Below are 15,831 nucleotides of genomic sequence, written 5' to 3' on the forward strand. Positions count from 1 at the left end.
CTAACGGGTTCACATCCCTACTTCATTATATACGATTTCAACGCCTCCACATATTCCTCAAAAGCCTCTATTCCCTGCGGGGTAATCTTGCAAAGCGTGCAGGGCATCTTCCCCTTAAAAGTCTTGGTCACAACTATATACCCCGCTTTGGCAAGTTTATCCAGTTGCACACTGAGGTTGCCGGCCGTTGCACCGGTCTGCTGGCGGATGTATACAAAATCCGCTTCTTCAACACTGATGAGCAACGACATTACGGCAAGCCTCAGTTCACTGTGAAGCAAAGGGTTTAATTCCTTAAACATATCACTTACTCTTATTTTTGTTTTCCTTCTTCGCTTTATAGTTCAAAATATGTCCCGGTATTATCATTGCGAGTATGACCACCAGAACAAACTCCGGCAATATCTGCAAAAAAGAGGACTTATCCCAAACCTCAAACAACATTCTCAAGCCCAACAGAACGCCCATGCTCGACAAGCCCGAAAACCGGGTATAACGAATGAGGACTCCCGTAAAGATACTGCCCAACGAAAGCAATATGGCACACAAAGGCAATATTACTTCGAAAGCATGGAAGTATGCGGCCATCAACGCAACCGCCAGACAGACGATTCCCATAAACTGCCACAGCTCATTCAATACTTTATCTATATACAAGCTCACCGGCTTGTCCTTTCTCCGCACAAAAATATAACTCAGCAGGTAGCCCACAACGGGAATTCCCCAAAAGCCCCACATCCATGCAGAATTTTGTGTCAGACCGACCCCGGCCCAAACAACCAGAGTCAGCAACACACAAACATACCCCCACAATAAAAACATATTTCCACTACCGGCATCCAGATTCCGACGTGTGTTCCGAATCATTTGAGTGATAAGCTCCAAGCTTTCTTTCTCATTCAATTTTCTATCTTCCATAGTCTTATCCAGTTTTTTATTATACATTATTACAACTCCGGGTTCGAACTCCGATACAAAGATAATAAGTTTATTTTATAAACCAAATTATATAATAAATTATTTTATATACATTTCAACAACCATATACACAAACTTATCCCAAATGATAGAAGAAGCAATTACCCATACAACTACGGACTAATGCCAACCCTGCCAAAATCTAATCGTCCGACAGTTGTTTACTTCTCGTCCGACAGCCGTTTCTCTTTCGTCCAACAACTGTCGGACGAAAGAGAAACGGCTGTCGGACGAGAAAATTTCAGCATGAAATAAATTAATAACAGTCCTGTTTTCCCCTTATTTTAACGCATACAGAACATTTTTCCTTGAAAAGCTTTTGTAATCTCCAAGTTAATTGTATTTTTGTGTACAATTTTGGTGTAGTAATGACAGACGAAGAAAAGAAGCTATTAAGTACTTTTGAAGCCAGACTGCGGCATTTAATCTATCTGCATGATGAATTAAAACGCGAAAATGCTGAACTTAAGCAACTTCTACAAGCTAAAGAAGAAGAATGCGGGAAAGTACGTGCCGATTACAAAGAGCTGGAAAACAACTACACGAACCTAAAAACAGCTACGACAATCAGCCTTAACGGCAGTGACGTAAAAGAGACGAAACTGCGATTGTCCAAATTAGTGCGTGAAGTCGATAAATGCATCGCTTTGTTGAATGAATAAAAGAAAGAGGATGTATGAACGATAAGATAAAGATAAACCTGCAAATGGCAGGAGCAGCCTATCCCCTCACCATCAACCGTGAGGACGAGGAAATAGTAAGGGAAGCTGCCAAGCAGGTAAATATCCGGATTAATGCGTATCGGGAGCATTATCAGAACATCTCTTCAGAGAGGATTATAGCTATGGTGGCTTATCAATTTGCTTTGGAGACCCTTCAGTTGAAAGACCGTAATGATACTGAGCCCTATACAGCCAAGATAAAAGAACTGACGGAAGTATTGGAAGCTTATTTCAGGGAAGAGTAAGAAAACGATTTTCTGTCCGTTTTTTATGAAAGAAATAACGTCGCGCACTGTACAAAAGTTTTGTCCTGCAACGGATAGGCTTTTATGCAGTGTTTTTTATTTATATACTTTAAAAAACAAATTAATAAAATGACAGTAGTTACAATAGTAGTATCCATTGCCTGTTTCATCGTTGGCGGATTTGCTTCGTACATGTTCTTCAAGCATGGATTGAAGTCCAAATACGACAGCATCCTCAAAGAAGCCGAGACCGAAGCAGAAGTGATTAAAAAGAACAAGTTGCTTGAAGTAAAGGAAAAATTCCTGAACAAGAAAGCCGATTTGGAGAAAGAAGTATCGCTCCGTAACCAAAAGATACAGCAAGCGGAAAACAAGTTGAAACAACGCGAACTGGTGCTGAACCAACGCCAGGAGGAAATCCAACGCAAAAAACTGGAAGCAGAAGCGGTAAAAGAGAACCTGGAAGCCCAATTGGCCATCGTTGACAAGAAGAAAGAGGAACTGGAGCACATGCAACGCCAGGAAATCGAGAAACTGGAAGCCATCTCAGGACTTTCTGCCGAAGAGGCCAAAGAGCGTATGGTAGAATCCTTGAAGGAAGAAGCCAAGACACAGGCGCAATCCTATATCAATGATATTATGGATGATGCCAAACTGACAGCAAGTAAAGAAGCCAAACGTATCGTCATACAGTCTATCCAGCGTGTGGCAACAGAAACCGCCATTGAAAATTCCGTTACTGTATTCCACATCGAATCGGACGAAATCAAAGGACGTATCATCGGTCGTGAAGGACGCAATATCCGTGCGCTGGAAGCAGCTACCGGTGTGGAAATCGTTGTGGATGACACTCCGGAAGCTATCGTATTATCAGCTTTCGACCCTGTTCGCCGCGAAATTGCCCGTCTGGCGCTGCACCAGCTGGTAACAGACGGACGTATCCACCCGGCACGTATCGAGGAAGTAGTAGCCAAAGTACGCAAGCAAGTGGAAGAAGAAATCATCGAAACCGGTAAACGCACCACCATAGACCTGGGTATCCATGGCCTGCATCCCGAACTTATCCGTATCATCGGTAAGATGAAATACCGCTCTTCCTACGGTCAGAACCTGTTGCAACATGCCCGCGAAACAGCCAATCTCTGTGCTGTGATGGCATCCGAACTTGGTTTGAATCCCAAGAAGGCAAAACGTGCCGGATTGCTGCACGACATCGGTAAAGTGCCCGATGAAGAACCGGAATTGCCGCACGCACTCTACGGTATGAAACTGGCGGAGAAATTCAAGGAAAAACCGGATATCTGCAATGCCATCGGCGCTCACCATGACGAAGTGGAGATGACCAGCCTGCTGGCTCCCATCGTACAAGTATGCGATGCCATCTCCGGAGCACGTCCGGGAGCACGCCGCGAAATCGTAGAGGCTTACATCAAACGCTTGAACGACCTCGAACAACTGGCTATGTCCTATCCGGGCGTAACGAAGACATATGCTATCCAGGCAGGACGCGAGTTGCGCGTAATCGTCGGTGCAGACAAGATTGACGATAAGGCAACGGAAAACCTTTCCGGCGAAATAGCCAAGAAGATACAGGATGAAATGACCTATCCCGGACAGGTAAAGATTACTGTTATCCGCGAAACGCGTGCAGTAAGCTACGCTAAGTAAACAAGAGAATCAAAACCATAAGAGGAGCGTTGGTATCGGACCTTCGCTCCTTTTTTTATTTTATATTGTTCCGGAGTTTGCGGAGTTTTCTTATTTTTGCCGGTATAACGCAAAAACCAAAGCCATGAAGGAGTATTTATTTGAAGTCTGCGCAAACTCCGTAGAGAGTTGCATCGCCGCCCAAGCCGGCGGAGCCAATCGGGTAGAATTGTGCGCCGGAATACCCGAAGGGGGAACAACCCCTTCCTACGGTGATATTGTCATAGCGAGAGAAGTCTTGCAAAACACCAGGTTGCACGTCATTATCCGCCCCCGCAGCGGTGATTTCCTGTATTCCCCTATCGAGCAACGTATCATGCTAAAGGACATAGACAATGCCCGCCGTTTAGGGGCAGACGGTATTGTTTTAGGCTGTCTGACGGCAGATGGTGAAGTGGATATTCCTCTAATGAAGCAGTTTATGGAAGCTGCCCAAGACATATCGGTAACTTTCCACCGGGCTTTCGATGTTTGCCGCAATCCGCAAAAGGCATTGGAAGATATTATCAGCCTCGGCTGTGACCGTATCCTGACTTCCGGTCAGCAACCCACCGCCGAAGCGGGCATTCCTCTATTGAAAGAACTCCAGTTGCAAGCAGCAGGACGCATTACCTTACTCGCCGGTTGCGGAGTAAATGAGAGCAACATCGCACGGATTGCCCGTGAAACGGGTATCCACGAATTTCATTTCTCTGCAAGGGAAACCGTAGCAAGCCGTATGCAATACCGCAAAGAACGGGTACCGATGGGGGCAACCGTACAAATCAATGAATTTGAACGGAATGTGACAACCCAAGAAAGAGTAAAAGCCACAATCGCCCAAATAACCGAATGAGATAGTACCAGAATCCGGATAGAATATGTGTCAAAACTAAAATCCGCTTACTATTTGTTTCTTTATTTAGGCACGGATTACGCGGAAAACACGGATTTCACAGAAAAAGAATAAAGAAAATCTGTGAAATCCGTGTTTTCCGCGTAATCCGTGCCTAAAAAAATCGTCAAGTGTATTTTGACATCTCCTATCCGGATTTGATATAACCCACGTTACAGTCCTTCCACCGTTTTCATCAACTGTTCTCCCAAGCCTATCGTATAGCCTTGCGAAACAAACACCACCCGGTTGAATGTATCAGCAATGATAAATACCGGCAGAGTTTCCTTATGTCTTAATTTCATGGCTTCTGCAATCTGCGCTGCAATACCGCTTGTATCTATACCGTAGATAATGGTAGACGGCAAGCCCGGAAATTCATCCGGACGGAATTTCTTATATTGAGTCTTATTCGGGAAAAGCAATACCATCTTGCGTCCCCACTTCTCCAAACCGGCCTTGAAAGCAGCAATGTCACGCAGCGCATGATTGGTAGGTTCCTGATTGACTCCCAAGATTCCAACGACAAAATATCCCCGGCCGCAGGCCTCCAACAGGCTTTGCTCAGAATTCTCCGCCTGAAGCGGGGTAAAGAGAGATTCCGAATTGAAGCTGCCTATCACCTGCACCTCATCCTTACTCTCGCGCATCACCAACTCAAGCCGGGTGGTCTGTCCGGGATTGATACTGAATTCCGTGAGGCGGGAAAGCACACCTCCGCTTGCCAAGCGAGTTCCGGTCACCAGGAGGTAATCGCCGACATCCAGCACCGTACCTTTCTTCAACAGGCTGCTCCAGGTAGTGCCGCTGCCCATATCGAGATCGCCCTCATCGTAAGACAGCAGTTGCAACCTACCTTGCGGAGTCACTTTCGAAAGGGTGAAATGAGAGTAATATTTAGGATCGTCCAAAGACTTGACAGGCGAATATTCAGCAACCAGCCGGCCTTTCTGCGGAACAAGTTCCTCCATAAATACAGTATCCTTACAGTCCAAATCCACATCCAGCGCACCCTCTTCTTTCATCAGTTGCACCTTGCCCGTCACCTCGTCTATACGTGCAGGTATGCCCATGCTGCGCGCCATGGATACAAAGAAAATATCGCGGCTGTGTGCATCTGCCAACCGTGTCCTCCACACACCTTCGGGAGATATGGGGTCACCTCCCAAATTGCAATGCTTATCCACGCGGATGTTCCCTGCTACCCACTCCACCAGCTTCATCGGTTGCGCTACATAAGCTTCCGCATCTTCCTTTGAAACCACCTTCCTGAAGAAAGCCTTGTACGGAGTCAGCATTTCATTACTTACGCGCGGATTGCGTACATACTTGCGGAAATACTCCGCACCGGTGCGTACATTGGACAACATATGGTCTATCAGTACTTCCAGCCTGACATCCCGAAGGTCTTTTGCCGAAATCCGTTGCAACAGGTCGATACCGCCCTTCTTCGACTTTTCGGAACGAAGGCGGGTCATGAAATCGCAGATAACCTTGTGGTTGCCGCGGGAAGCTACCAATATTCCGGCAACCGCATCCTCATCCAACTTGTACCGGCGGGCAAAAGCACGCGCCGCATCCTCCGTCATAAACGTTGCCGTATAGGCATTGCGGATAGAATCTTCCTGCGCCAGCCTTCTGTCGTTCTCCGCACGCTGTTCCGGGGTTACCTCAGGCAGATTGGCTATTTCCGACGGCGGTACGATATCCATATCTATGGCAAATGCGTCACCTTCCTTTTTATCAAGTTTCACCGTCAGTTCCGACTGTTTGCCGAAAGAAAGTCTGGCAAAGCCGAAATGTCCGTCTTTCGATGCCCACACCAACATATCCCCTTTACCGGCCGTCAGCCCGCAAATGCCGCTGGCAGAGGTGTATTTGGTAGCTACCGTATAAAATTCCGCATAATTGTATAGCTTGAATTCCACACAAGCACTATCCACAGGAACACCGCCGGCATCCACTACGGTTACGGAAGCCTTTGCAGTAGGTGCGTAGTTGCCAATCACATTGATTTCAGTATAGGTAGGGGTAACGGACATTACCTCTTCCGCTCCCTCATAGCGTCCGAATACTTTTGTATGCATCAGCATTCCCCGGCTTGCGGGCGCGTTGAACCAACCGAGATTAAGTACCGGTTCGGGTTCGCAAGCTCCCAGAAAATACCATTTTCCGTCTGCCCATGCCTCTACCCACGCATGGTTGTCATCGGTATGCGCCCAACGGGGAGTATATACTTGTCGCGCCGGAATGCCCACCGAACGGAGAGCGGCAACCAGAAATGTGGATTCCTCGCCACAACGGCCGTAAGCGGTACGCACCGTTGCCAGCGGTGAACTTGTACGGGCATCGGAAGGTGTGTAAATGGCTTTTTCATGACACCAGTGGTTCACCTCCAGAATGGCATCCTGCAGGGAAAGCGTTTTTACCCGGTCCTTCAACTCCTTGTAGAATACGACACGCGCGCTGTCCAAATGCTCATTGTTCACCCGCACCGGAAGAACAAAATGCCGGAATATATCTTCGGGAATACGCTTTCCCCACGGCATTTCATCGGCAGCCTGCCGGGAAGCGCGCACATTCATCAGATGAAACTCCCCTGAATAATCTGCAATATCCGCCAAAGGCATGTAGGCATAAAGAAATTCCAGCGCCTCACGCTCATAATCGCTGAGAGAGGTTTCGAATATGGCAAATAAGTCTCCTTGCGGCATCAAAGCTTTTTTCTGTTGGAAGTCTCGCTCCACACGCGAACGGTAAGAAGCATCCGTCATGAAATGAGAGTCACCGCAAGCAGCCAGCAGACATAACAGACAGATTATTCCGGAAAGTAAAGTAGTGTATCTCATGATATACGTAGTTATTAAGGTTGTATGACACAAAGATATGCAATATCGCTGGAATAATCGAAGAAAATCAGCAGATTAACGAAATAAGAACTGAAATTTAAGTAGTTAGAAGAAAATCTCGGAAGTTGGGCAGAGGGCTGAAAAGCGTTTCAAAGCGGATTGGAGAAAGAGAACGGTTTCCTATTCGTTAACTCTTTATCAGGGAAAACGGTATATCCGCAGGTCTTTTGAATAGGTAGTCTGCTTGTACTCCTTGAGTTGCCGCATTTCCCCACGCGGCAAACCCGAAATCAACCCCTGCTTTTTGCGCACACTGACTGTCATAAATGGTATCTCCTATGTAAATAGCATTCTCGGCATTTATGTGGGATGCGTTCAGATAAGAAAGCAAAGGTTCCGGAAAAGGTTTGGGGCGAAGAGTATCTTCCACACATATCACAGTACAAAAATAATCAGACAATGCAAAAGGAACTGCAAAATCGGTAGTGTATTCGTTTCGGGTCTTGGACGTGACTATGCCCAACTGATAGTCATTCATTTTCAAGTTACCCAACAGTTGCGGAATGCCGTCAAAAAGCCTGATACGAGATTTGTATTTCAGCAGATGTTCATTCCATCTGCTGTTGGCATGTTCTGTGTCCGTTATACCTAATGTACGCAAAGTCATGCTTCCCGGTATTCCAAGAGCAAATCTCAGTTCGGACTTTTCGATGTCTTTATGCAGTATTTCATGCACGGTATCTTGTAGGCTTTGTAGTATGGCTTCTTCCGTATCAATCAGCGTACCATCAATATCAAATATGATATGCTTATACTTTCTCATCACTTTCAATCTGTTTGATTACACGGCAAGGATTGCCCACCGCCACACAATTGGCAGGGATGGAACGGGTGACAACGCTGCCTGCCCCGATAACACTGTTCCTGCCGATAATGACTCCCGGCAATAGGATGGCGCCTCCGCCAATCCATACGCCGTCCTCTATCTTGACGGGCAGAGCGTATGTACGGCATATTTCCTCGCCTTCCGACCAATTCTGCACCATGCGTTCACTGACTTTGGTGGAATGAGTGGCTGTATATATCTGTACATTGGAAGCAATCAATACATTACTGCCGATATCAATGCGGTTGTTGTCCACGAAAGTGCAGTTCATGTTGATAATCACTTTGTCGCCAATAAAAATATGTTTCCCGTATTCGCAATGGAAATCAATATCCACATGCACACCTTTACCCAGGCTGCCGAACATTTCACGCAACAAGGCTTGCTTGCGCTCCGTATCAGCATAATCGGTGGCATTAAACTGCGCCAGCAGTCGCCTTGTACGCAAAATTGTCTCTACTATCTTCGGGTCTTTGCCTCCAATGAAAGATTCACCCGCTAAACATTTCTCGTATTCTGTTTTCATAATCTCTGCATTTTTAATCGAACTCCACCTGCCAGTTCTTTTCCGAGCGGGCAATAAAACACATTTCTATTTGCTGATAACTGTTCTTGTCTACAGACAACGGAGGCAGTTCGTCCAAGCTGAAATAACCGCTTCCGACGGTTTCTATATTCGGATGGAAACATCCGCCTTTTACCTTGCAAAGCACAAACACCTTGCATACATTGTAGGCGTATGGAGGCTGATTGTGCAAATTGCGGTCATGTAAGGCGATAACCCGTACGGCGTCTACATCAAGCCCAGCTTCCTCTTTCACCTCTTTGACGGTATTCGATTTGACGGTCTCCATCACATCTACCCATCCGCCAGGCATGGACCAAGTGCCGTCATTTTCTTCTACCAACAAAATCTTATTATCCTTAAAAATGGCCGCGCGGGTATCGAGTTTGGGTGTCTGAAAACCCGTCTCATTGCAAAACAAATCTTTTATTTCCGACAAAGGGAGCTTGCTTTGCAGGCTCATTATTTCGGCTGATATTTCCCGAATGCGCTCAAAACGCTCCTTGTCAAAAAGGTCTTTTGTATAAGTCAGTCCCGCTTGCGCAATGAACTGAAGCTCTTTAGCCCATTCCAACCATTGGTATTCCTGCCCTTGCTTATCCATAATCTTTGCATATTGTTTAATTTGACAAAATTAGGAAGAAGAAATAACTTTCCCTTTACCTTATGTTAAAAAATGCCCATTAGCTCTTATTCGACTCAGCGATTGTTGCGTGATACCCAAGAAAGAAGCTATATATCCCAAGTTCACCCTTTGGAAAAGTTCGGGACATTCTTTTATCAAATGTTCATAACGTTCTTTTGCAGACCAGTTTAATCGGCGGATATGTATGTCTTGCAAGCGAAGGAAGTTTTCTTGCTGTAACACCCGCATCCAATTTGCAAGGTCAATGTAAGACCGATACAATTCATTCAACTGCACTATTGAGACAGAATAAGCCGTAGTTTCTTCCAACGTTTCTACATATTCAAAACCAGCTTTGTTGCGATATAAGTCCCATGAGCCACAAGCGGCATCTCCTTCTTTGGAAAACCATGTCGTTATTTGTTTTCCATTGTGTAAAACAAAAGAACGTGTGATGCCTTTTTCAATGAAATAGACTTTCCTGTCCTGCTTCCCAGCATGAATGATGGTTGTTTTTTCCGGAAATACAAATCTCTTAAAAAGACACACCAATGCTTCCAACGCTTCATCTGAAACTGGATAATACATTCTTATTTTTCTGATAATGTTTTCCATAAACTCATTCTTTTTGCAAAGGTACAAAATGAGAACGGCAATAAAGGCAAAATAACTCTCTGTGTTTATTCAACTTAATAAAATCATGTATAAGTGTGGCGTTTTCTCAATTTAGTTTTGTATTTTTGCATCCGTAAGAGTTATCCGAACAAGCAAAGCGATGCAGACCACGGCAATTGGAACGGTTGCCAACTCGTTACCCAAAAACAAGGTAATTCTTCTAACTCTCTTGAGTTCAAAGAGATATATTCTTATTGCAGAATTATGCAATATATTTGTAATACGCAGATGGCAAAACAAGGTATTTTTCAAGAAAATGAAGAAAAAAACGCAGATTTCTATGTTATAAAACATATTTCTCATAAACATTTTGTATCTTTGCAACGTTAATAAGAGAGAAAACAATAAAAGATGTTCAACCGCTTTCCGAAACGCGGAAAGCAAAAAAAGAAGACGATTATGAAAAAGAATGCAAATGAAATTTTTATGTTACAGTACCGTATCAAACGCTATCAGGCAATGGGTAACGGAACTATGTGCCAAACTTTAAACGGCAAACTGCAAAAACTGCTTGCAAAGCAAGCTGCCATGACCATGTAAATTACACCTTTAAATAAAATGAATGGGGGCGGGAAATTTTCATTTCCTGCCCTCTTCTTTTACAAGCCTCCTGCCTATACAGGATAATAGGATGTTATGATTCCACAATATCTTTTCCGAAAGGTGCCAACGCCAAAGCGGCAAGTTTGAAATGCTGCATCCCGAAAGGAATACCGATGACGGTGATACACAGCAATACGCCGAAGCCCAAATGCGAAAGGCAAATCCATATTCCTCCCAGAAAAATCCACAATACATTCATCAGTATGTAAAGACAGCCTCCCGAACGCTCTCCGCTGCGCACCTCTTTGCCGAAAGGCCACAGGGCAAGCCCCGCCATCTTCATTGTTTGCATACCGAAAGGAATGCCGACGATTGTAATCATCATCAGCAAACTGGCAATCATATACTCCACGGCAGTTAGTATGCCGCCAAACACCAGCCATAAAACATTCATCAGACAACCCATTTCATTACATTTTTACGTTCTACATTGCAAAGATACCATTCTTTTGGTCTTAAGCGGATAATAAGAATTTATTTATATCAGGAACGTGCCTTTTATTCATCAAATTCCCAGTCACTAAATTCAAAACTCAGCTGCTCCCAAACACCTTTTTCATCACTTTCTTCACGAGGGTTGGATACGGAAAGGCCTATCAGACGGATAGGATGGTGTTCGTAATCAACCTCCCTCAACAGTTGTTTCGCCAACGGCAGGATCACATCAAGTGCCGTCAATTCCCTGGACTGCGTAACGCTGCGGGTTATCTGGCTGAAATCGTGAAACTTGATTTTCAGCGTCAGCGTATTCCCCCGGAAGTTCTTATGTTCCAGACGGGTAACCAGTTCCACCGCAGTATGATACAACTCGATAATGACTGACGACCGCCGGTTGATATCCTTCTCCAAAGTATGTTCACACCCCACAGACTTACGAATGCGCACCGCTTCTACAGGACGAAGATCTATCCCGCGCGCAAAATCATAATAGATGTTCCCCACCTTACCAAACTCGCGCAACAGCATCGCTTGCGAACAGGCACGCAGTTGCCCGCCGGTATGTATCCCCAAAACATGCATCTTCCTTGCCGTCACCGGACCCACTCCCCAAAAACTCTCTATCGGCAGATGTGCTATAAAATCCAAAGCCTGGTCGGGATGAATGGTACACAAACCGTCGGGTTTACGGTAATCGGATGCTATTTTGGCAAGAAACTTATTGTAGGAAACTCCGGCAGAGGCCACCAGACTCAGCCGCTCGCGCACTTTCCGTTTTATTTCTCTGGCTATATCCACAGCCAGAAGAATACCCGGCTTATTTTCCGTCACATCCAGAAACGCCTCATCCAAAGAGATAGGTTCTATAACATCCGTATATTCATGGAATATCTCATGAATTTGACGGGACACCGATTTATAGACGTCCATACGCCCCGGAATAAAAATAAGCTGCGGACACAGCCGCTTTGCCTTCTGTGACGACATTGCCGAACGCACCCCGAACCGACGGGCTTCATAGCTGGCAGCAGCCACCACACCACGCTCTTCCGCATGCCCCACCGCTACGGGTTTGCCACGCAGTTCCGGATTGTCGCGCTGTTCTACGGAAGCATAGAAAGCGTCCATATCAATATGTATAATCTTACGTTCGGTCATTACCTTGCCAACTACCGATACAAAGATACACTAATTTTTGTTCATTCGCAGTATGCGCCGGTAGACATAAGCAAAAGTGGGAATGAGGAATAAATCTGCAAAAATCCAGGCAGTCGGGTCACCGAAGCAAACAGCGATATAGCCGAACGCCGGAACTGCCAGCAAACTGATCAGGATACGGGCTATCATTTCGGAAACACCCGAAAGCATAGCCAGATTGGTATAACCTACTCCCTGAATTGTATAACGCAAAATACAAAGCAAACCAAGTATCGGGAAGAAAGAGACAGATATATGCAGGAAAAGCGCCGCATCTTTCAGAATTTCCACTTCCGAAGCCTCTACAAACAATAGAGTAAACGTTTTGGCTCCAACCATCAGCACTGCAAAAGTGAACGCCCAGTAGACTATCATCATCAGCGCGCTTGCCTTGACACCCTGCCATATACGTCCGGGCTTGCCTGCACCGTAGTTTTGTCCGCTATAAGTGGCCATCGCCATACCCAAGCTCTCGAAGGGACACATAAAGAACATCTTGATACGCATGGCAGCCGTAAAAGCCGCTACACATGCCGTACCCAACGCATTGTTGGCACTCTGCAGCATAATACTGCCGATAGCGGTAATGGAAAACTGCAATCCCATAGGCACTCCGATATACATCAGCGTCCGTGCCAACGCACTGTCGAATTTACGTTCGACAGGAGTAGTTCTCAGAATTTCAAAACGTTTCATCATATAGATGTAGCAAAGCACTGCCGAAACTCCTTGAGAAAAGACAGTAGCGATTGCCGCTCCCGCCACACCCCAGTCCAAAACAAGGATGCAAAACAAGTCAAGCAGAATATTCAGGACGGTGGAAAAGAGCAGAAACCAGAACGGCGTCTTGCTATCACCCAAAGCACGTATAATGCTGGACAACAAATTATAGAAGAAGGTACAGGGGACGCCTATAAAAGTTACAAGCAAATAATAATAAGCTCCGGTGAAGATATTGTCCGGCGTACGCATCATGCGCAAAATATCTGCACAACAGATGCTTGTTACCACGGCAAGCACCACCGACATCACCGCAGCCAGTTGCAAGCTGACCGCCACATAACGGCGCATTGTAATATAATCCCTCGCTCCGAACTTCTGTGCCACCGGAATGCCGAATCCTCCGCAACATCCGTTGCAGAAACCGAGTATCAGGAATATGACCGATGTACTCGCTCCGACAGAAGCCAGTGCATTTATCCCCAAAAATTTACCGACAATTGCAGCATCCACCAACGAATAGGTCTGTTGCAGCAAATTACCCAACAATAAAGGCAAAGTGAAATTAAATATGAGCGGAAGAGCCCGTCCTTCCGTCATTTCTCTTGATGTTGCCATACAATCTAATCCCCGAAACTCGACGCAAAATTAGTAAAAGAAATGCTGAGGGAAATTGATACATATCAAAAGATACGAAAAATACGGAGCGTGAACAAAGAGTCGCTTACAACCCGGTCGTTTTCTTCAGTACGGAGCTGTGAGCCAGATAGTCGGGAGCCTCGGCATAGATATACATCACGCTTCCCCCTTTAATGGCGTCGATAATAGGGCGGCTGAGTTTTTGCGGAACAGCCGGACAGCCGAAACTCCGTCCCAAACGCCCTCCCCTGCTTGCAACCGAAGGATCGGCATAAGCAGCTCCATGTACCACAATGGCACGCTCGCGGGCACGGTCGTTAATACCTTTTTCCAATCCGTTCAGGATGAGGGAATATCCGTTCCTGCCTTGATAGGTTGTTTCTGTCAGATAGAATCCCAGGGAACTTTTATAAGATCCGTATTCATTGGAAAATGAAGTGGCATACTTGTCGCCGCTGTTTTTTCCGTGCGAGACGACCGATGAGAAAAGCAGCCTGCGCTGCTTCATATCGAACACGAAAAGACGCTTCTCGGTAGAAGGACGTGAAAAATCAATCAGAGTCAGTACATCCCGTTTACGGCCTGCTATTTTATGATAGCCCGTTACTGCCTGGCGGAAAGCTTTCCAACTCACTACCCTTTCCAATTGCATGGAACGATACAAATCGGCACATGCTGCCGATTCTGCCGCCAACGAAACATCCGGCTTATCCGTCATGCAGGTAGCAGGTCTGTTTCCCAAAAACAGGAAACAGGGAAAAAACATAAATAAAAAAGAGAGGCAAAATCTCAACATAACTATCCGACCTGAAAAATACCGGCGGCAAAGTTAGCACTTTCCACCCATACGACTATCATACAGATAGTTAAAAAAGAAAGTAATCATTCGATAACAACTACTAAAGAACGCTCCGTCGGCGCCCAGTCAAATACAAACTTAGCATGTGAAGTAGCATTTCGCACACACATGTGCGAACGCGGCGTAGTACCCAGCGACCAGCTATACTCAATCATGGCTGTGCGCGGAACATTCACCGGTACTCCATGAATATAGGCTCCGTTGGTAAAACGGCTGGCATAAGGCGCATATCCGCCCGTTGCCGCAGAGCCGTCTTTCAGAAAGATCATGCGCGATTTCTTCTGTTGCAGTAAATACATGCCCAGCGGCGTTTCCTGTGCATAAGGCGGTGCATGCCGTCCTGTCGTTGCGGGATTCATGCTGCGGATTTTCCATTCACCTTTATCCATACGCTCCAACGTAGCGATATTCTGGTCAAGACGGTCTACGAAAATAACATGATTAAAGACAGTGCTGTCCGCCAGCAGCTTCAAATAACGGCGGGGAACCAGCCACTCATCTTCCAGCGTAATAGGAAGAATACGGCTGAAACCGCCTTCCTCACCCAGCAGGTAAGCCAACGTCCCATCCCTGCCATAACGTTCGGGCACCAACGTATCTCCCGGCAAATACAAGGGAACGGACTGATAACGCTCCACCCCAAGCGTATCCGCCACACGGCGATAGGCATTACGCACGAACTTACGCACCAAAGGGGCTTCCCGATTCAGATTCTTATAATTCTGCAATACCACCCACTTCACACTGTCCCGCTGCATATTCTCTATATAAGCCAGACAATTGCGGATTACATCCCATTTGAAAGAACGCACGGTATCCTTGTACGGATAGGTATCTTCCAGCGTATATGTATCGTAAAGCAAATCTTTGGTAAGCGTCACATCGGCTGCCGTCAGCAATTTCTCTCTGAAAGGCACTTCCACTACGGGCACAACAGTATCGGCAGGTTCCGATACCTGCGCAACAGAAGACGGGGTATGACCTTGCTGCCCGTTACATCCCGCAAGCACCATGCACACAGCCGCGGCAGCAAAAAGGAAGAATCGTTTCATAAAGATACATTTAAGTTCGTAATCGGGTTCAACATCTTCATGAATACCTGACACCACGAACAAAGATATAATTTTTTCTTACGTCTACAACGATTCTCCCCCGATAATTGTTGTACCCCACAACGTTTTCCGGGCAGGGGAATGCCTAAGTGCACGGCTGAAGTACCTTGAAGGTACAACCGGGATACCCTGAGGAT

Annotated in this window: 18 protein-coding genes; 6 read left to right on the plus strand and 12 right to left on the minus strand. The window is 46.0% G+C overall.

Translation table 11 applies throughout. The annotated features are described in order from the left end of the window. Window positions 1-17: 17 nt before the first annotated feature. Window positions 18-302, minus strand: coding sequence for a winged helix-turn-helix domain-containing protein (locus tag NQ565_RS14910; protein ID WP_005654580.1), 285 nt, complete (start codon window positions 300-302; stop codon window positions 18-20). Between the two features lies 1 nt (window position 303). Beyond that, on the minus strand, window positions 304-918 hold the full coding sequence (locus NQ565_RS14915) for a hypothetical protein (protein WP_016662546.1): 615 nt from the start codon (window positions 916-918) through the stop codon (window positions 304-306). Window positions 919-1,101: 183 nt separating this feature from the next. Between NQ565_RS14915 and NQ565_RS14920 the strand changes: the two genes are divergently transcribed. From NQ565_RS14920 to NQ565_RS14940, 5 genes are all read left to right on the plus strand, one after another. After that, entirely contained in the window at window positions 1,102-1,233 is a 132-nt protein-coding gene (locus tag NQ565_RS14920; protein WP_005654575.1) for a hypothetical protein, read from the plus strand. A 113-nt stretch (window positions 1,234-1,346) separates the two neighbouring features. Next, the gene (locus NQ565_RS14925; protein ID WP_005654573.1) at window positions 1,347-1,640 is read left to right on the plus strand and encodes a hypothetical protein; all 294 of its coding nucleotides are present in this window, start codon (window positions 1,347-1,349) and stop codon (window positions 1,638-1,640) included. Between the two features lie 14 nt (window positions 1,641-1,654). Beyond that, window positions 1,655-1,945: a cell division protein ZapA gene (locus NQ565_RS14930; RefSeq protein WP_005654571.1), complete on the plus strand. Its 291-nt coding sequence runs from the start codon at window positions 1,655-1,657 to the stop codon at window positions 1,943-1,945. Between the two features lie 129 nt (window positions 1,946-2,074). Then, entirely contained in the window at window positions 2,075-3,613 is a 1,539-nt protein-coding gene (rny, locus tag NQ565_RS14935) for a ribonuclease Y (RefSeq protein WP_016662549.1), read from the plus strand. A gap of 124 nt (window positions 3,614-3,737) precedes the next feature. Next, window positions 3,738-4,487, plus strand: a complete 750-nt coding sequence (locus NQ565_RS14940) for a copper homeostasis protein CutC (protein WP_005654565.1) — start codon at window positions 3,738-3,740, stop codon at window positions 4,485-4,487. Window positions 4,488-4,699: 212 nt separating this feature from the next. Here NQ565_RS14940 and NQ565_RS14945 read toward each other — a convergent pair whose 3' ends face one another. The 5 genes from NQ565_RS14945 to NQ565_RS14965 form a co-directional block, all read right to left on the minus strand. Next, window positions 4,700-7,375 (minus strand): transglutaminase domain-containing protein, encoded by a 2,676-nt coding sequence (locus tag NQ565_RS14945; protein ID WP_040315717.1) that lies wholly within the window; start codon window positions 7,373-7,375, stop codon window positions 4,700-4,702. Window positions 7,376-7,562: 187 nt separating this feature from the next. After that, window positions 7,563-8,198, minus strand: coding sequence for an HAD family hydrolase (locus NQ565_RS14950; protein WP_005654561.1), 636 nt, complete (start codon window positions 8,196-8,198; stop codon window positions 7,563-7,565). Then, window positions 8,185-8,787: a sugar O-acetyltransferase gene (locus NQ565_RS14955; RefSeq protein ID WP_005654559.1), complete on the minus strand. Its 603-nt coding sequence runs from the start codon at window positions 8,785-8,787 to the stop codon at window positions 8,185-8,187. The genes NQ565_RS14950 and NQ565_RS14955 overlap by 14 nt, the downstream gene beginning before the upstream one ends. A 13-nt stretch (window positions 8,788-8,800) precedes the next feature. Further along, window positions 8,801-9,430, minus strand: coding sequence for an NUDIX hydrolase N-terminal domain-containing protein (locus NQ565_RS14960; RefSeq protein ID WP_005654557.1), 630 nt, complete (start codon window positions 9,428-9,430; stop codon window positions 8,801-8,803). A 60-nt stretch (window positions 9,431-9,490) separates the two neighbouring features. Further along, a complete protein-coding gene (locus NQ565_RS14965; RefSeq protein ID WP_005654555.1) occupies window positions 9,491-10,066 on the minus strand; it encodes a Crp/Fnr family transcriptional regulator in 576 nt (191 codons plus the stop codon). A gap of 459 nt (window positions 10,067-10,525) precedes the next feature. Here NQ565_RS14965 and NQ565_RS14970 point away from each other — a divergent pair, with 459 nt between their 5' ends. Next, on the plus strand, window positions 10,526-10,666 hold the full coding sequence (locus NQ565_RS14970; RefSeq protein WP_165593217.1) for a hypothetical protein: 141 nt from the start codon (window positions 10,526-10,528) through the stop codon (window positions 10,664-10,666). Window positions 10,667-10,760: 94 nt separating this feature from the next. Here the strand turns inward: NQ565_RS14970 and NQ565_RS14975 are convergent, their stop codons facing one another. The 5 genes from NQ565_RS14975 to NQ565_RS14995 all read right to left on the minus strand — a co-directional run bounded on the left by NQ565_RS14975 (window position 10,761) and on the right by NQ565_RS14995 (window position 15,634). Further along, window positions 10,761-11,135: a YccF domain-containing protein gene (locus NQ565_RS14975; protein WP_005654550.1), complete on the minus strand. Its 375-nt coding sequence runs from the start codon at window positions 11,133-11,135 to the stop codon at window positions 10,761-10,763. Window positions 11,136-11,227: 92 nt separating this feature from the next. Beyond that, the gene (gene dinB, locus NQ565_RS14980; protein WP_005654549.1) at window positions 11,228-12,325 is read right to left on the minus strand and encodes a DNA polymerase IV; all 1,098 of its coding nucleotides are present in this window, start codon (window positions 12,323-12,325) and stop codon (window positions 11,228-11,230) included. Window positions 12,326-12,355: 30 nt separating this feature from the next. Then, window positions 12,356-13,702 carry an MATE family efflux transporter gene (locus NQ565_RS14985; protein ID WP_005654548.1) on the minus strand — a complete coding sequence of 449 codons (1,347 nt, stop codon included), beginning with the start codon at window positions 13,700-13,702 and terminating at the stop codon, window positions 12,356-12,358. A 106-nt stretch (window positions 13,703-13,808) separates the two neighbouring features. Then, a complete protein-coding gene (locus NQ565_RS14990) occupies window positions 13,809-14,519 on the minus strand; it encodes a murein L,D-transpeptidase catalytic domain family protein (RefSeq protein ID WP_040315712.1) in 711 nt (236 codons plus the stop codon). An 86-nt stretch (window positions 14,520-14,605) separates the two neighbouring features. After that, window positions 14,606-15,634 carry a L,D-transpeptidase gene (locus NQ565_RS14995; protein ID WP_040315784.1) on the minus strand — a complete coding sequence of 343 codons (1,029 nt, stop codon included), beginning with the start codon at window positions 15,632-15,634 and terminating at the stop codon, window positions 14,606-14,608. Window positions 15,635-15,831 lie beyond the last annotated feature (197 nt).

It is taken from the genome of Bacteroides stercoris ATCC 43183, from assembly GCF_025147325.1.
GTDB lineage: Bacteria > Bacteroidota > Bacteroidia > Bacteroidales > Bacteroidaceae > Bacteroides > Bacteroides stercoris.

What these genes read in the sequence shown, in the direction of transcription:
- NQ565_RS14910 (WP_005654580.1), bottom strand. Translation starts at nt 302, where the DNA reads ATGTTTAAGGAATTAAACCCTTTGCTTCACAGTGAACTGAGGCTTGCC.
- NQ565_RS14915 (WP_016662546.1), bottom strand. Translation starts at nt 918, where the DNA reads ATGGAAGATAGAAAATTGAATGAGAAAGAAAGCTTGGAGCTTATCACT.
- NQ565_RS14920 (WP_005654575.1), top strand. Translation starts at nt 1,102, where the DNA reads ATGCCAACCCTGCCAAAATCTAATCGTCCGACAGTTGTTTACTTCTCG.
- NQ565_RS14925 (WP_005654573.1), top strand. Translation starts at nt 1,347, where the DNA reads ATGACAGACGAAGAAAAGAAGCTATTAAGTACTTTTGAAGCCAGACTG.
- NQ565_RS14930 (WP_005654571.1), top strand. Translation starts at nt 1,655, where the DNA reads ATGAACGATAAGATAAAGATAAACCTGCAAATGGCAGGAGCAGCCTAT.
- rny (WP_016662549.1), top strand. Translation starts at nt 2,075, where the DNA reads ATGACAGTAGTTACAATAGTAGTATCCATTGCCTGTTTCATCGTTGGC.
- NQ565_RS14940 (WP_005654565.1), top strand. Translation starts at nt 3,738, where the DNA reads ATGAAGGAGTATTTATTTGAAGTCTGCGCAAACTCCGTAGAGAGTTGC.
- NQ565_RS14945 (WP_040315717.1), bottom strand. Translation starts at nt 7,375, where the DNA reads ATGAGATACACTACTTTACTTTCCGGAATAATCTGTCTGTTATGTCTG.
- NQ565_RS14950 (WP_005654561.1), bottom strand. Translation starts at nt 8,198, where the DNA reads ATGAGAAAGTATAAGCATATCATATTTGATATTGATGGTACGCTGATT.
- NQ565_RS14955 (WP_005654559.1), bottom strand. Translation starts at nt 8,787, where the DNA reads ATGAAAACAGAATACGAGAAATGTTTAGCGGGTGAATCTTTCATTGGA.
- NQ565_RS14960 (WP_005654557.1), bottom strand. Translation starts at nt 9,430, where the DNA reads ATGGATAAGCAAGGGCAGGAATACCAATGGTTGGAATGGGCTAAAGAG.
- NQ565_RS14965 (WP_005654555.1), bottom strand. Translation starts at nt 10,066, where the DNA reads ATGGAAAACATTATCAGAAAAATAAGAATGTATTATCCAGTTTCAGAT.
- NQ565_RS14970 (WP_165593217.1), top strand. Translation starts at nt 10,526, where the DNA reads ATGAAAAAGAATGCAAATGAAATTTTTATGTTACAGTACCGTATCAAA.
- NQ565_RS14975 (WP_005654550.1), bottom strand. Translation starts at nt 11,135, where the DNA reads ATGGGTTGTCTGATGAATGTTTTATGGCTGGTGTTTGGCGGCATACTA.
- dinB (WP_005654549.1), bottom strand. Translation starts at nt 12,325, where the DNA reads ATGACCGAACGTAAGATTATACATATTGATATGGACGCTTTCTATGCT.
- NQ565_RS14985 (WP_005654548.1), bottom strand. Translation starts at nt 13,702, where the DNA reads ATGGCAACATCAAGAGAAATGACGGAAGGACGGGCTCTTCCGCTCATA.
- NQ565_RS14990 (WP_040315712.1), bottom strand. Translation starts at nt 14,519, where the DNA reads ATGTTGAGATTTTGCCTCTCTTTTTTATTTATGTTTTTTCCCTGTTTC.
- NQ565_RS14995 (WP_040315784.1), bottom strand. Translation starts at nt 15,634, where the DNA reads ATGAAACGATTCTTCCTTTTTGCTGCCGCGGCTGTGTGCATGGTGCTT.